The organism is Haloarcula sebkhae (assembly GCF_014647415.1).
Classification (GTDB): domain Archaea; phylum Halobacteriota; class Halobacteria; order Halobacteriales; family Haloarculaceae; genus Haloarcula; species Haloarcula sebkhae.
This window is the reverse complement of record NZ_BMPD01000001.1, coordinates 718,814-733,759: the sequence shown is the minus strand read 5'-3', so window position 1 is coordinate 733,759 and position 14,946 is coordinate 718,814. Positions and strand designations below refer to the sequence as shown.

Genomic DNA, 14,946 nt, shown 5'->3' with positions numbered 1-14,946 from the left:
GAATCGAGGGCTGGGCGTGACGAAAGGCGTTTGACTGTTTCGGGGCTACAGCGTAGCGTGACCGTCGTCGGCATCGATGATACGGACTCGCGCGAACGAGGAATGTGTACGACCTACGCCGCCGCGACCCTCGCCGAGTCGATACGGAACGCTGGGGGGACCGTCGAGCGGCTGCTCCTCGTCCGTCTGAACCCCGCCGTCGAACACAAGACCCGCGGGAACGCGGCGTTGGCGGTGCATACGGACCTCGACGCCGACACAGCGCTTGGACTGGCTGAGGACACACTCGACATGGCTGAAACCGACGACCCACGGACCAACCCCGGCGCGATCGTCGCCGACTGCGACCCCGAAGACGTCCCGCCGCAGGTCGCAACGTTCTCTCGTGAGACAATCCAGTCGATACAGGACCCGATGGCCGCGACGTCGCTAGCTGACGTGGTCGGGTTCGCCCGCTGCCAGCGGGGCAACGGCCGCGGACTCGTCGGCGCGCTCGCGGCGGTTGGAGCTTGGGCCGCGCTATCGGACTGGACGTACGAGCACATTGCGTACCGGGAGCAAGACCGGTGGGGCACTGAGCGAACGGTCGACAGCGAGACCGTCCGCACCGCGGCCGAAGAGTACTACCCCGACGTGTGGGACACTGTCGACCGAGAGTCGGGGTATCCGGTCTGTGTGCCGCGGACACCGTGTCCGATCCTCTACGGTATTCGCGGTGACGACCCCGACGCCTGTCGCGCCGTCGCGGGTGCAATCGACAGCGAACCCATCGCTCGCCGGGCGACGTTCGTGACGAACCAGGGGACCGACGTGCATCTACAGGACGCCGCTGTCGACGCAGTCACAGCCGACAGCGCTTACCGCGTCACCGGCGACGTGATCGAAACGCCGGAGACGCGGGCGGGGGGACACGTGTTTTTCACCCTCGAAGGCGACGGCGCGACCCTCGACTGTGCGGCCTTCGAGCCGACGAAGGGCTTTCGCGACCGGGTCCGATCGCTCAGGGTCGGCGACCGAATCACCGCGTGTGGCGAAGTGAGCGACGGGACGCTCAAACTCGAGAAGTTCGCGGTTCGGGAACTCGTTCGGACGGAATCCGTCACACCGGACTGTCCGGACTGTGGCCGGTCGATGAAATCCGCCGGCCGGAACCAGGGCTATCGATGCCGGGACTGCGAGACCAGCGCTGACGGCAAGACTGAACAGTCCATCGAGCGGGGACTGGAACGCGGCTGGTACGAAGTGCCGCCGGTCGCGCGCCGCCACATCGCGAAGCCGCTGGTTCGCGGCGGGTTCGACGCACCTACCTACCCATCTCGCTGAGACGGAGCGGTTCGAACCGGCTACCGGTGAGTAAGCACCACGAATATTCCGGTAATACGGGGATATACCTCGATTTAGACTACGGATAACAATATTGATATGCCGTTATGTGCGGCCATGAGCACTGAGAGGTCGGATACCCAGCAGCGAAATACGGCAGACGGCGAAGTCGCCGAGAAGCTACTGACTATCGAACACGAACCGGCTGCGGGTGGCGGACAGCGGTCGATCCTGTATCCGCCCGGCAGCACGGGCTCCGAACTGGAAGCGAACTGGCTGGCCGTGTCGTCGGACCTGCTCGTCTCTCTCGACGACGTTCAGTAGTCCTTACGCCCGATAATCGACTGGTAACAATAATAACACCTGTCGTGAATCAGGACATGGACTCCGATACCCGGTCGACGAGCGAGGTGACGGCGGCGACTGACGCCGACGAGGGAACGCTGCCTGCCGTGGTACGCTCCCGTCCCGACGGCAGCGAGCGACTCATCTGCTATGCCCCGGATGTCGACACGGCAGACGTTGAGGAGCAGTGGCTCTCCGTCGATGCCGAGTTCCCGGTTTCGACACTGCTGATGCGTTAGTCGTTTCGTCCGGTCAACGCGACAACCACGTCGTCACCGTCTTGGAGTTCTCCCCGCTCTCTGAACTGGGTTAGCGCCGCTGTCGCCGTTGCACACGTCGGTTCGACGTGAAACCCCGCTGCACCGAGCCGATCACGTTCCCGCGCCGTTGCCGCCGCGGAGACGGCGACGGCGGCCCCATCGGTCTCATCGATAGCGTGCCGTATTTGCCGGCCGCGCGGCGGGTCCCGGATGTGAATCCCGTCGGCGAGGTCGTTGGCGGCAGCGTCGTCCGAACCACTCCCGTCCTCGTCGGCGATGGGACTGTACCCGACTGCCTGCGTTCCAAGTATGCGCGGGATGGTGTCTGTCCACCCGGCTTGCTCCAGTGCCCGGAATCCACGATAGAGGCCGAGAAACAGTGTCCCATGACCGAGCGGCGTCACGACGGCGTCCGGGGCGTTCCAGTCACGCTGGGCGGCGATTTCGTAGGCGGTCGTCGCCGTCCCGGCGAAGAAGGCAGGGTTCCAGGCGTGGCTGGCGTACCAGCCCGCCCCGCTCTCCACGGCGTCGATACAGGCTTCGGTTACGGCCGCTCTGCTCCCCTCGACTGGGACCACGTCTGCGCCGGTCCGCTCGATGCGGCGGACTTTCGTCTTCTTCGCGCTCGCGGGAACGTATATCTCCGCGTCCAGACCAGCCCGTGCCGCGTAGGACGCGACTGCCAGGCCAGCGTTGCCCGAGGAGTCTTCGAGCACGCGGTCGGCCCCAACTTCGAGCGCTTCGGCGATGACCGTCGCCGCGCCGCGGTCCTTGAAACTCCCCGTCGGGTGGAGATACTCTAGTTTGAAGCTGGCGTCCCACTCGGAGGCGTCGACCAGCGGCGTCCAGCCCTCACCGAGGCTGACTCGCTCGTCCATCGGGAGGAACTCATCGAAGTCCCAGACGCCGCTGGTCCGTGAGAACTGTCCCGGGCGGCCGTCAGGCAGTGGCTGCGTGGCGTAGTCGAGCGGTGCCCCGCAGGAACACCGCCAGGGCTCCGCACGCGGGTACTCCCGGTCGCAGACGCTACAGGTGCGCATAGAGGTACTGGGGCACCCACCGTTCAAAAACCGGCGGCATCTCCGGCCACAGTCCTCAGTGTCTGTGGCCGCGGCGGAGCGCACAGAGCGGCGGCCGGGCGGCCGCTCCGTCGGCCGCCACGGGGAAAGGCAGGTCTGGCAGCGGGCATACGCGGCGCTTTGTGCCACGCGAACCCCCGGAATAAAAACGCGAGTCCTAGTAGGTATCGATGTTCGTCCCGACCGAGCAGACGTACTCACCGGTCGCGACCTGTGGGAGCCGGCGCGCACGCCAGAACACGCCGCTTGAGTCGGCAGTGATTTCGGCCTTCGGCTCGCCGAACACGTCGGTCACTTCGAACAGCGTCTCGCCGCGGGCGACGCGGTCACCGAGGTCGGGCTTGAGGTCGATGAGGCCGCCGACGGGAGAGCCGTACTGCTCGAACCCAGTGGCGCGGGTCTGGGGGCGCGTATCGTGATGGCCATCGAGGAAGCCGTAGTAGTGCAGTACGTTGAAGACGCCGTCGACGCCCCGTTGGATGGAGTCCTCGTCCCAGCCGACACAGCCGCCGAGTTCCGGGTCGATCGTCGGAACGCCTTCGTCAGGGGCAGCGCGGGCCAGCTGCCCGTCGGGGCCTTTCTGATCGAGGATGTAGCCGCAGCCGAACACTTTCGCGAGCTCGAGACACTCCTCGTGGAGGCGATGGCGGGTGCCACACCGGACCCGCACCTCGTCGATCATCTGCGAGGTCGACCCCTGATGCAGGTCGAGGACGTAGTCGGCGCTGATGGCGGCGTTGAACGTCGCCGCGGCGATGCGCTCGCTCGATGTGCCTGTCTTGTCGCCCGGGTACGCCCGGTTCATCTTCGTGTCGTCGACCGGATTGCGGTGCTCGGCAACTTGGAACGCGTGGTAGTTGACGACGCCACAGACCAGAATCGTCCCGGACAGTTCCGTTGGATCGAGTTGCGGGAGTGTCCGCTGGATGACGCCGACACCGTTCAGTTCGTCGCCGTCGCTGGCCGCCTGTATGTAGAGCGTCCGTCCGTCGTCGACACCGTTGACGACGGCGACCGGTAGCCCGAACGTCGACCCATCGCGGGTCTCACCGACCTCCAGCCGCCCCGTGTCTTTCTCACCGGGAGCGGCGGTCGCCGTACCGAAAGTAACCATTGTTCCCACGTTTGCCTTGGGAGCCTTTACTGGTTCGGATTTCGCCAACAGTTGCGCCGGACCGACGGCATCTTGGGACCGCCGACCCTACCAGCCGGTGTGTCCCAGTCCGAGTCACAGAGCGGCAAAGCGGCGATGGTTGCGGCACTGAACGTGCCACGCAATGCGAAAATCGGTTTTGTACTCGCTGGCCTGTTCACCGCGGGGCTGTTCGCTCTGTTCGTCCTGCCGGGAGCGCAGCGGCCGATCGGATTCTACGTGGCGCTTTCGTTCGTCCTTGTGACATCGCTTGGCGGGCTGCTGACAGCGCTGTTCACTGCTGTATCGGCCGTGCGACTCGCAAGGCGGTAACAGACCGCTACGTGTCCTTAGCCAGGTCGGTAAGCCGGTCGCCACCGGTTCGGGTCCCTTTTGCGATAAGCACGTCGCCCGTCTGGATCTGCGTTTCCGGGCCCGGTGAGACGACCCAGTCGCCCCCTTCGCGTCCGGTCCGCTCGCTTTCTCCAGCGCCGCGCCGTATCGCGATGATCCGCATACCCGTCGCCGTTTTGACTTCTGCGTCACCGATGGTCGTCCCGGCGAGGTCGCTATCGGGGTACACCGTCGTTCGGACGATGATCTCGTCGGACTCCTGTACGGCCTCGGCGACGACCGGATGTGTCGATAGTCCCCGCAGGACACCCTCGCTCATCTCCAGTGCAGCGTCGGAGATGACCTCCGTCGACCGGGCCAGATGGACGAGGCCCCGAAGGGAGACTGGGTCGTCGATGTCGGCGGCGGCCCGGAGCGTCCAGGCCTCGAACCGTGACTGCAGCGCATCGACCTCGGCTTCGAGTTCGACGACTTCCTCGGCGACCTCCGTGCTGTCGAACAGGACCGCGCCGTAAGCTAGGTCGACAGCTAACTCACCCATGTCCTTCATCAGAACGATGGAGTCGACGGCCCGTTCGAGGTCGCGGACGCCACCTTCCCGGGGCTCCGGTGGTTCGTACACTTCGCCCGTCGCGTTCTGATACACTTCGGCGATACCGTCTTCGGGCCCCCGGAACAGCACCACGTCGCCCGCTTCGAGGCGCGTCTCCCGGTCGGGGTTGAGCAGCCAGTTCCCCTGCCGACGGATCGCCAGCGCCCGGACACCCGTCTCGGTTTCGAGATTCAGGCTCCCCAACGTCTCATCGGCTAGCGGAGAGCCTGAACCGATCGTCGCCCGCACGAGTGTTTCGACGGCCTCGGGCAGGGCCGCCCGCATCGTATCCGGTAGGCCGATGTCCTCTAGCACTATTTTGGCGATATCACCGGCCGCGTCGCTGATCTTCTCGGCGGCCCCGACCATCCCCAGGACTGGCGCGAGCGACTCCGCGTCCGCTGTCGACCGGCAGGCCATCAGGAGACTCATGCGTGCGCGCAACTGGAGCACGTCCATCTTTTCCTCTAATTCCAGCACCTCCGCAGCCACGTCGTCGCTACCCAGCAGAACGGCCGAGTACGAGAGGTCAATAAGCAACTCGGCGGTGTCTTTCATCTCGGCCAGCACCTGCTTGACGCTGACCGGTTCGTACTCGACCGCCCCTGTCGGGTCCATAGCCGCCGGTTCGATGGCCCCGAGCAAAAACGTTCCTCACCGTGTGTCGAGGTAGCGCGGACCGCTAGCAGCCGTGACTGGCCGTTTGCATACCAGTGTGGGTGCCACGTTGGGATATAGACGCAAATAGACCGGTAATCAGCTGGACAGTCGTCCAATAACGGTTCCTGACATTGTGCCACACACGCTCAGAAAGAAAATGTTTTTCCCGGAAGGTAGGGAACTGATTGCGTATGTCCGACGACCTCAAGAAGGGACTCGAGGGTGTCATCGTCGCCGAGTCCGAACTCAGCGTTATCGACGGCGACGCTGGCAAACTCGTGTATCGGGGGTACACCATCGAGGACCTCGCGAAGGGTGCCAGCTACGAAGAGGTGCTGTACCTGCTCTGGCACGGCCACCTGCCGAACCGGGACGAACTCTCCGAGTTCAAGCAGGCGATGGTGGCGGCACGCGACGTAGACGACGACGTCATCTCGACCGTGCGACAGCTCGCCGAAGCGGACGAGGACCCGATGGCAGCGCTCCGGACTGCGGTGTCGATGCTTTCGGCGTTCGACCCTGCGCCCGAGGACGCCGAACCGACCGACGAGACGGTCAACCTCGAAACTGGGCGGCGGATCACGGCCAAGATCCCGACCATCATCGCGGCGTTCACTCGTATCCGCGACGGCAAGGAGCCCGTCGAACCCCGCAACGACCTCGACCACGCCGCGAACTTCCTGTATATGCTCAACGGCGAGGAACCGGACGATGTGCTCGCCGACGTGTTCGATCAGGCGCTCGTGCTCCACGCCGACCACGGCCTCAACGCCTCGACGTTCTCGGCTATCACGACGGCGTCGACGCTGTCGGACGTTCACAGCGCGGTTACCTCCGCTATCGGGACGCTGAAGGGGCCGCTCCACGGCGGGGCCAATCAGGACGTTATGGAGATGCTAAAGGAGGTCGACGACGCCGAATCCGACCCGCTCGACTGGGTCAAGAACGCCCTCGACGAGGGCCGCCGTGTCTCCGGCTTCGGCCACCGCGTCTACAACGTCAAGGACCCGCGCGCGAAGATTCTCGGCGAGCGCTCGAAGGAACTCGGCGAGGCCGCCGGGACACTCAAATGGTACGAGATGTCGACCACCATCGAGGACTACCTCATGGAAGAGAAGGGACTGGCCCCGAACGTCGACTTCTACTCGGCGTCGACGTACTACCAGATGGGCATCCCCATCGACATCTACACCCCCATCTTCGCGATGTCCCGCGTCGGTGGCTGGGTCGCCCACGTCTTCGAGTACATCGAGGATAACCGTCTGATCCGCCCGCGCGCCCGCTACGTCGGCAAGAACACCGACGAGACGGAGTTCGTGCCGCTGGACGAGCGGTAACTGCGGTACCACTGCCAGCCGTTGTCCCTGCCGCGTGGCCGTAAAGGCGTTCTATCGTGTGAAACCTCGCTAGAACAGCGATCTGACAGGCTTGTTCGCTCCGCTCACGAAGACGGAAAGAACTGGGCGACCAGTGCCCGGTGGCAAAGCTGCAGGCTCTCCGGAATCGGTGCAAGATTCGTCTATCGGCGGTTTACCGGAACAGTACTTGCAGTAGTTGGCCGCGAACGAAGTGAGCGGTTCACCGAACTCGCGGCGATGTCGCGAGTTCGGTCTTTTTCGCCCACGTTTTTGCGCCGAGAGGTGCGCGAAGCGCACCCGAGGCGAAAAAAGGTGGTTAGCCAAACACTGACTTGAACCGCGTCACGCCGTCATCGGTGCCGGCGATGACGAGCTTATCGCTCGGGTCGATAGTCACGTCAGGGCCGAGGTCGGTGATGACTGCGCCGTCGCGTTCGATAGCGACCACCGTACAGCCCGTCCGTGAACGGATATCGGCTTCGCCGATTGTCGTATTACCGAGGCCGTCGGCAGCGACGCGAATGACCTCGACCTGCTGGTCCATCGAGATGACGTCTTCGTCTTCGAGAATCGTGGAGGCGAGCATCCGGCCGCTGACCGTCGACAGCGCGAGGACGTAGTCCGCGCCTGCACGGTACATCTTCTGGACGTTCTCGCTTTCCTCGGCGCGGGCGATGATTTCGACGTCCGGGTTGAGGTCACGGATAACCAGCGTCGCGAATTCGGTGTCGGTATCCTCCGATAGGGCGAGAATGACCGTTCTGGCTGCGCCGACGCCAGCGTGTCGCAGGTCTTCCGGCTCTGTGGCGTTGCCGACGACATCGACACCCGGCTCGTCGGTCTGATCGAGTACCGTATGTGGCACCCCGGCGTTCGTAAGCGCCGATGTGATCGTCTGGCCGACCTCGCCGGCACCGATGATGACCGTCTCCCCGCGGCGAAAGCCACGCACGCTGGAGAGGGTCATCTCCTTGAGCCGCTCCAGTTGGCGTTCGGTTCCCGAGACCAGCAGGACCGTACTGCCGTCGAGTTCGGCGTCGGGGTCTGGCGGACTCACGAACTGGCCGCGGAACCACGCGCCGATGACGTTGACGCCGGTTTCCTCGCGGATACCGCTGTCGGCCAGCGTCGTTCCGACGAGGTCGCTCCCGCGGTGGATCGGCAGTTCGGCGATGTCGAAGTCCTCGCCGATCTCTATCGAGTCCCCGAGTGTCGTCGAGACGCCGGTCGTCACCTTGCTTGCGAGGCTCTCGCCGAGCAGGCCACGCGGCGACAGGACAGCGTCAGCTCCGGCAAGGTCGTGGTACTTCGCGCGGTCGGGCTCTTTGACGACGCTGACAGTCTGGACGGATTCGTCGACTTCGCGGGCGGTGAGGATGATACTGGTGTTCACTTGGTCGGACGCGTCGGCCACGACTGCCCGGGCGGACGACAGGTGGGCTCGTTCGAGCCCGTCGACGGACTGCGGATCGGCGTGGATGACGTAGTATCCGTCTTCGTAGAGGTCGTTAGCCCGGTCCCGGTCAGGTTCGACGATGACGTAGTCGACGTCCCAGGTGTCGAGTTCGGTGACGAGCGTCTCACCGCGGGGGGAGAACTGACAGATGACGACGTGGTCGCTGAGGCTGTTCTCGACTGTGTTCGGGGCTTTCGTCTCCATCGCCTCTTCGAACAGCGGAAACAGCAACACCGGCAGCGCGAGGAAAATGAGCACGACGCCTGTGATATCCATCACGATGACGAGCAGCCGCATCTCCGTGGTACTCCATGGGGCGTCCGAGCCGTACCCGGTCGTGGTGAACGTTTCGACCACGACGCGAAGCGACCGCAGGAACGGTTGCGGGTCGTTTTCGAACGCCGCCATTCCGTAGTCGTATGCGAACGCGTACCCCAGAATGATGCCGCCAAGCGCGACGATATACAATAGCGTCCGTCGCAGCCAGGTATCCATCTACTACGTTCTGGGATACCGAGTGTAAAACAGTTCTGTCCGGCTAGCCGACGGTCGCTTCCCGTGACGAGCAGTAGCGGTGCGCAGCCCTATCCGGTTGCTGTCTTGCACTTTCACTTTCACCGCGCTACGACGGGATTTAAGTCAATCGCGTTCGTTCTCCCGCGTGCAGTCACACGCTCCCCCTTTCCGTTTCATGACACTACCCGTGTAGTTGCGACTACAACATCTGTCGAGACTGCATAGTCGGCCCACAGTATAACATGGTCCGGTGAATAGCCACTCCCATGCTCTCATTTGAGGATGTCCTCGCGGCACAGGACACCGTCTCCGAGACGGCCAGACATACACCGCTTGATTACTCGCACACGTTTTCGGCGATGACGGGCGCGGATATCCATCTCAAGCTCGAACTGTTCCAGCGCACGGGGTCGTTCAAAATACGGGGTGCGACCAACCGTATCGCGTCGCTTTCAGATGCTGAACGGGAGGCTGGTGTCGTCACTGCGAGCGCCGGCAACCACGCCCAGGGGGTTGCACTGGCCGCCACACGAATCGGCGTCGATTCGAAGATCGTGATGCCGGAACGGGCCCCGGTCTCGAAAGTCAAGGCGACCCGGAGCTACGGTGGTGACGTGGTCCTCCACGGTCGAGACTACGACGCGGCCGCCGAACACGCCCACGAACTCGAGCGCGAGGAGGGCCGGACCTACGTCCACGCCTTCGACGACGAGAAAGTGATGGCGGGGCAAGGGACAATCGGACTGGAGATCTACGAGGACCTCCCCGGCGTAGACACGGTCGTCGTCCCTATCGGCGGCGGCGGGCTCATCAGCGGCATCGCGACGGCGCTCAAAGGCAAGGATGAACGCATCCGCGTCATCGGCGTGCAGGCCGAGGGGGCGTCCAGCGTGGCCGAATCCCTGGAGAAGGGCCACCGCATCGAGCGCGACAGCGTCGAGACTATCGCCGACGGCATCGCCACCCGTACCGTCGGCGAGCAGACGTTCGATGTCATCAAGGACCGCGTCGACGAGGTCGTGACGGTGTCGGACTCGGAAATCGCTGTCGCGCTGACGACGCTGCTAGAGCGCTCGAAAACGCTTGCCGAGGGTGCAGGTGCCGTCGCGCTGGCCGCCGTCATGGAGGAGAAGTTCGACTTCGAGGACGACGAGACGATCGTCCCCGCGCTGTGTGGCGGAAACATCGACCTGAACATGCTGACCAACGTCATCATGCGTGGCCTCGTCGAGACCGGCCGCTATCTCAAAATCCGAACCGTCCTTCAGGACCGCCCCGGCGCGCTGGAGGAACTCGTCGAGGTCCTGTCACGCGAGCAGGTCAACATCTACGGCATCGAGCACGACCGGACCAGTCGCGACGTGGCGATGAGTTCGGCCGAGGTCGAACTGGACTTGGAGACTCGCGGCCACGACCACGTCGATGAACTCATTGACGCGCTCACCGACGAGGGGTACGAGGTCGACGTACTCGTCTGACCCGAAGCAGCCGCGTCGCGGCTCTCCTGCTGTCAGCTTCCTCTTGATGCAGGCTCTCGCCATCGTCCTGCGCTGATTCCGGCGGGGTTTTAGCCGCGGCGGCCACCGCTTCGTGTATGGGACGGCCCGCACGGACAGTACCTGCCGAGACAACAGCACGGAGCGGAGGGCGCTGATGGACCCACGAACGAAGGCCAGCCTCCTGTGGGGCGTTGTCGGGGGCCTCGCGTTTCTGGTTCTCATTCAGGGCTACGAACTGCTGGCCGGGGCACCGGTATCGATACCGGCCAAAGCTGGTGTCGCCGTGGCTGTCGGTGTTGGGGCGACACTCGCATCATACCGTATGCAACCCCGGCTGTTCGGAAACGAAAGCCCTTAATCGCCCGCCCTCACACTCTCGAAGTACGAGCCAGGATGGCCGAACGGTAAGGCGCACGCCTGGAAAGCGTGTTCCCTTTCGGGATTCTGGGTTCAAATCCCAGTCCTGGCGTCTTCTGCGACTGACTGTGAGTGAGGAGCGACAGCGACGACCGAGCCAGCAGTCGTGAAACGCTGACGACTGGGATTTGAGCACGGTAGTCGCAGCCCCGGAACGGCCGAACGAAGTGGAGGCCACACGCCCGGAACGTCTACCATCTGTTCAAATCCCAGTCCTGGCGTCGCGAGGTTCGAACGTCGTGAGAACCTCGGAGAACGCGAACGGTGAACGAAGTGAGCCGTGAGCGGGCGTCTTCTGCGACTGACTGTGAGTGAGGAGCGTCCACTTCTGGCACATTGGTGCGTCTCTCACCGCCGAACCACCGTACCGTTTTGCCGCCCCAGTACTGATACTCGGTCGATGGTTGAACAGCGCGACGGTGACGAGATAGACCTGCTGGACTCCTCAATTCGGACGACCAGCGGAGCGCTGGTATCAACGACGCTGTTCGTTCTTAGCGGCATCGTCTACGCGTTCGTTACGTCGCCTGCGGCGACCGGGACGTATTTTTTCATCGCCCTCTCTGTTTCGCTGGTCCTGCGTCCGATTCGAGGTATCAGCCAGGCGCTGAAGAAGGTCGGAAGCGAACGGGGGGAACTCGTCGGCCCGTATCTCGGTCTGGCGGCGCTGTTTGCCCTCGGATATCTCCTCATCGTCGGTGTAATTGTGGCCGCGCTGGCCGGCGTAATCGTCCGCAACACGGTGATTTCGCCGGGACTGATCGCCCCCATCGGCCTGTTTGCGGTTTCGGTCGCGCTGTCGATGATTGTGTCGAGTCTGGTCGGTGCTATCGGCTACCCGAGCGTGGAGACATGGCTCACCAGTACGCAGAGCGCTATCCAGCTCATCATCCTGCTGGCGCTGGCCCCGACACTGACGAGCGCCGTCGACCTGTTGCTGATCGTCGCCGGCGTCCGGCTGGCGGTGCTCGGTCCTGTCGCTGTCGCGCTGGGTGTCGTCCCAACCCTGCCGGACCGACACGCCGTCGAGCGTGCCTGGGACTTCGCCAAGTGGAGCATCCCGGACCAGATTTTCGACCGCCTGTCGTACAACATGCCGGTGTACGTGCTGGGCGTCGTCGCAACGCCAGCGGCCGTCGGTATCTACGAGGCCGCCGACCGGTTCGCCGACTTCGGCGCGACGATCTCCTGGCATCTCTCTTCCCCGCTGCTCACGAAGGTCAGCGGGGACTCCTCCGCTGGCGACACACAACTCGCCTACCTTGACGGTGCGGTCACCGGTGGGACGGGCGTCACCTTCGTGGTCTTTGGCTACCTGCTGGCTGCACACGACGTGGTCGCGCGGATCGCTTTCACCGGTTCGGAGGGCGTCTTCTCGGCGACTGTCCTGCTCGTCGGGGGCGTGAACATCCTCCGTGGCTTCTGGACGCTTACATCACACGCCATGGAGGGTATCGGAAAACCAAGCGTGAGCTTCCGCACGAAGCTCTACGGACTGGTGTTCAGCGTTCCAGTCCCAGCGATATTCGGTGCGGAGTTCGGAGCTGTCGCCGGGGCCGCCGGGTACGGCGTGATGAATCTGGTCATCTTCGGGTACGTCATCTACTACTCGCGGGGCGTCTTTGGACGGATTCCGCTCGAACCCAGGGTGGCAACAGCCCTCACTGTCGGCCTCGGTGTCTCGTTCGTACTCACGACGGGCACAGTCGCCGGACTCACGCGCGCCGGTCTCTCCCCGATTGTCGTTGCCAGCGTAGCCGCCCTGACGTGTTTCGTCGGCTTCGGCGGCTTCCTCGTTGTCGTGTCCACACCGGCCCGACTCGTCGCCGTCCGGACGGCAACACTGTGGCGCAGTCGCGCTCGCTCCCTGTTCGGGTGAGCGACGCCCGTTCGTCACTGCCACCGCGGCTCAGAGCCAGCGGTAGAACTCTAGGGTGTACCCTTCGGGGTCCTCGACGAAGGCGGCGAAAGCGTCGGCGGCGTCGACTTCAGTCGGTTCGAGAACCGGCGCAGCGCCGGCGTCGATGGCCGTCTCGTAGATCTCCTCGACGTCGTCGACGGTGAACGCGATGTGGTCCACGTCGGCACGGTTCGGTGCGATCGGGGTGGTTCGGTCGGGGTCGTGGCGCAGTTGCAGGTCACCGTCGCCGTCCCGACCGAGGTAGACATTCTCGACACCGTCCAATGTGAACCGATTCGTCTCCTCGAAGCCCAGCGCATCGTAGAACGCCATCGCACGGTCGAGATCCGAGACACAGATAGCGGTGTGTGCGAGGTCCATGCCGCGGCGTTGTGGACGGGGCGAAATGAGTGTGCCGGTAACGCGGCTGTCGCGGCCAGTTACAGGAGGTCGCCGCGAGCGACGGGAACGACACTGCCCCCGACCCGGACGCTGATATCCTCGCCGCTGCCGTCAGTCGAGAGGTGTAGCAGTGACGGTCGCCCCATCTCGTAGCCCTGCTCGACGCGGGCCTCGACGGCGGGGCTTCCGAGCATCTCGTGGCGGGCGAGATACGCGGCCAGGCAGCCGTTCGAGGAGCCGGTCGCGGGGTCTTCCGGGACGTTGTAGAACGGCGCGAACACGCGGACGGCGAGGTCGTTGTCGTCGCTCTGCGGCTCTCGACAGACCGCAAGGACGTTCTTCGCGTCTCGGTCGCCGGTCACGGCGTCGTATGCGTCACGGTCCAGATCGATGGCTTCCAGCGCGTCTCGGTCGGCCACCGGGACGACAATCGTCGCCAGCCCGGTGGAGACGATTTCGACCGGCCAATCGTGGTCCAGTCGGTCAGCCGGAAGGCCAAGCACGGCGGCGACGTCATCGTGGGCCAACTGCTCACCGAACTCGGGGGCCTGCTGTGTCATCCACAGGGTTTCGCGCCCGTCCCGTTCTCGCACTTCGACCGGGACTTCGCCGACGGGCAAGTCCAGCGTCACCGTTTCAGGGTTCCCGCCGGCCAGGTGGTCCCGGATGACTTGTGCTGTCCCGAGCGTTGGATGGCCGGCGAAGGGTATCTCGGCGGCGGGGGTGAAGATGCGGACCGGCCACGCACCGTCGGCTGGCTCGCCGGTAACGAACGTCGTCTCGGAGTAGTTCATCTCAGCGGCGATGGCCTGCATTTCGTCCTCGTGGAGGTCGCCGGCGTCGGTCACGACGGCAAGTTGGTTCCCGGCGTATCGCTCCTGTGCGAACACGTCGACGATGTGGAACGGGTGGGACATACCTGTTCGCTCGGCGTCGCTCCCAAAGAACGCTCCGGATAACTGTCGGATGGTATTGAGCCACGCACAATCACGGGGCTATTTGCCGCTGTCAGTCGTGTCGTGGGCATGGACACTGTCGCAATCGCCTGTTTCGACGGGTTCGACGAACTGGACGCCATCGGCCCCTACGAGGTGTTCGAGAACGCGGCGCGCTTTGGTGCGTCGTGGGACGTGACGCTCCGGTCGGTACGTGACTCGGATACGGTCACCGCGAGCCACGAGCTCCGGGTCGAACCGGACGGCCCGCTCGCCGACGTGACCCCGGACCTGCTTGTCGTGGCCGGCGGCGGGTGGAACGACCGGAGCGAGGCCGGCGTCTGGACGGAGACCGAACGCGGAGAGCTACCCGAGGCCGTCGCGGCAGCACACGACCGCGGCGCGACTGTCGCCGGCGTCTGTACCGGTGGCATGGTGCTCTCCCGGGCCGGCTTGCTCGATGGTCGGCCGGCGGTGACACACGGCGGCGCAATCGAGGACCTGCGGGCGACTGACGCGACGGTGGTCGACGCCCGGGTCGTTGATGACGGCGATGTTCTGACCTGTGGCGGTGTCACGTCCGGGCTGGACCTCGCCGTCCACCTCGTCGAACGCGAGTGGGGCGCGGACGTGGCCGCCGCTGTCTGTGAAGAGATGGAGTACGAGCCCCGCGGCGATATCTTCAGCGGCGACTCGGCATAAGAGCGCTCGACGGACG

Annotated in this window: 15 protein-coding genes and 1 tRNA gene; 10 read left to right on the top strand and 6 right to left on the bottom strand. The window is 64.4% G+C overall.

All coding sequences use genetic code 11. The annotated features are described in order from the left end of the window. The first annotated feature begins 57 nt into the window (after positions 1–57). From IEY38_RS03865 to IEY38_RS03855, 3 genes are all read left to right on the top strand, one after another. Positions 58–1,323, top strand: a complete 1,266-nt coding sequence (locus IEY38_RS03865; protein WP_188975467.1) for a tRNA(Ile)(2)-agmatinylcytidine synthase — start codon at positions 58–60, stop codon at positions 1,321–1,323. 117 nt (positions 1,324–1,440) lie between these two features. Next, positions 1,441–1,647 carry a hypothetical protein gene (locus tag IEY38_RS03860; protein ID WP_188975465.1) on the top strand — a complete coding sequence of 69 codons (207 nt, stop codon included), beginning with the start codon at positions 1,441–1,443 and terminating at the stop codon, positions 1,645–1,647. A gap of 56 nt (positions 1,648–1,703) precedes the next feature. Then, a complete protein-coding gene (locus IEY38_RS03855; RefSeq protein WP_188975463.1) occupies positions 1,704–1,907 on the top strand; it encodes a hypothetical protein in 204 nt (67 codons plus the stop codon). On the opposite strand, the gene IEY38_RS03850 is transcribed toward IEY38_RS03855, so the two are convergent. Continuing rightward, positions 1,904–2,968 (bottom strand): pyridoxal-phosphate dependent enzyme, encoded by a 1,065-nt coding sequence (locus tag IEY38_RS03850; protein WP_188975461.1) that lies wholly within the window; start codon positions 2,966–2,968, stop codon positions 1,904–1,906. The two genes, IEY38_RS03855 and IEY38_RS03850, sit on opposite strands and share 4 nt — an antisense overlap. A 196-nt stretch (positions 2,969–3,164) precedes the next feature. Further along, positions 3,165–4,121 carry a succinylglutamate desuccinylase/aspartoacylase family protein gene (locus IEY38_RS03845; protein WP_005537033.1) on the bottom strand — a complete coding sequence of 319 codons (957 nt, stop codon included), beginning with the start codon at positions 4,119–4,121 and terminating at the stop codon, positions 3,165–3,167. 99 nt (positions 4,122–4,220) lie between these two features. Between IEY38_RS03845 and IEY38_RS03840 the strand changes: the two genes are divergently transcribed. Beyond that, on the top strand, positions 4,221–4,472 hold the full coding sequence (locus tag IEY38_RS03840) for a DUF7536 family protein (protein WP_446685124.1): 252 nt from the start codon (positions 4,221–4,223) through the stop codon (positions 4,470–4,472). Between the two features lie 7 nt (positions 4,473–4,479). On the opposite strand, the gene IEY38_RS03835 is transcribed toward IEY38_RS03840, so the two are convergent. Beyond that, positions 4,480–5,703, bottom strand: coding sequence for a potassium channel family protein (locus IEY38_RS03835; protein ID WP_188975459.1), 1,224 nt, complete (start codon positions 5,701–5,703; stop codon positions 4,480–4,482). 233 nt (positions 5,704–5,936) lie between these two features. Here IEY38_RS03835 and citZ point away from each other — a divergent pair, with 233 nt between their 5' ends. Continuing rightward, positions 5,937–7,082 (top strand): citrate synthase, encoded by a 1,146-nt coding sequence (gene citZ, locus IEY38_RS03830; protein WP_170096734.1) that lies wholly within the window; start codon positions 5,937–5,939, stop codon positions 7,080–7,082. A gap of 337 nt (positions 7,083–7,419) precedes the next feature. On the opposite strand, the gene IEY38_RS03825 is transcribed toward citZ, so the two are convergent. Continuing rightward, a complete protein-coding gene (locus IEY38_RS03825) occupies positions 7,420–9,054 on the bottom strand; it encodes a potassium channel family protein (protein WP_188975457.1) in 1,635 nt (544 codons plus the stop codon). Between the two features lie 287 nt (positions 9,055–9,341). On the opposite strand from IEY38_RS03825, the gene ilvA reads away from it, so the two are divergent. The 4 genes from ilvA to IEY38_RS03805 all read left to right on the top strand — a co-directional run bounded on the left by ilvA (position 9,342) and on the right by IEY38_RS03805 (position 12,870). Next, positions 9,342–10,553 carry a threonine ammonia-lyase gene (ilvA, locus tag IEY38_RS03820; RefSeq protein WP_188975455.1) on the top strand — a complete coding sequence of 404 codons (1,212 nt, stop codon included), beginning with the start codon at positions 9,342–9,344 and terminating at the stop codon, positions 10,551–10,553. Positions 10,554–10,728: 175 nt separating this feature from the next. After that, positions 10,729–10,932, top strand: coding sequence for a hypothetical protein (locus tag IEY38_RS03815; RefSeq protein ID WP_188852489.1), 204 nt, complete (start codon positions 10,729–10,731; stop codon positions 10,930–10,932). 29 nt (positions 10,933–10,961) lie between these two features. Further along, a tRNA-Ser gene (locus IEY38_RS03810) sits at positions 10,962–11,043 on the top strand. 348 nt (positions 11,044–11,391) lie between these two features. Next, on the top strand, positions 11,392–12,870 hold the full coding sequence (locus IEY38_RS03805; protein ID WP_188975453.1) for a polysaccharide biosynthesis protein: 1,479 nt from the start codon (positions 11,392–11,394) through the stop codon (positions 12,868–12,870). A gap of 30 nt (positions 12,871–12,900) precedes the next feature. Here IEY38_RS03805 and IEY38_RS03800 read toward each other — a convergent pair whose 3' ends face one another. Both IEY38_RS03800 and IEY38_RS03795 read right to left on the bottom strand, forming a co-directional pair. Continuing rightward, positions 12,901–13,272, bottom strand: coding sequence for a VOC family protein (locus IEY38_RS03800; RefSeq protein WP_188975451.1), 372 nt, complete (start codon positions 13,270–13,272; stop codon positions 12,901–12,903). A gap of 59 nt (positions 13,273–13,331) precedes the next feature. Further along, positions 13,332–14,210, bottom strand: coding sequence for a PhzF family phenazine biosynthesis protein (locus IEY38_RS03795; RefSeq protein ID WP_188975449.1), 879 nt, complete (start codon positions 14,208–14,210; stop codon positions 13,332–13,334). A gap of 108 nt (positions 14,211–14,318) precedes the next feature. Here IEY38_RS03795 and IEY38_RS03790 point away from each other — a divergent pair, with 108 nt between their 5' ends. Continuing rightward, on the top strand, positions 14,319–14,930 hold the full coding sequence (locus IEY38_RS03790; RefSeq protein ID WP_188975447.1) for a DJ-1/PfpI family protein: 612 nt from the start codon (positions 14,319–14,321) through the stop codon (positions 14,928–14,930). Positions 14,931–14,946 lie beyond the last annotated feature (16 nt).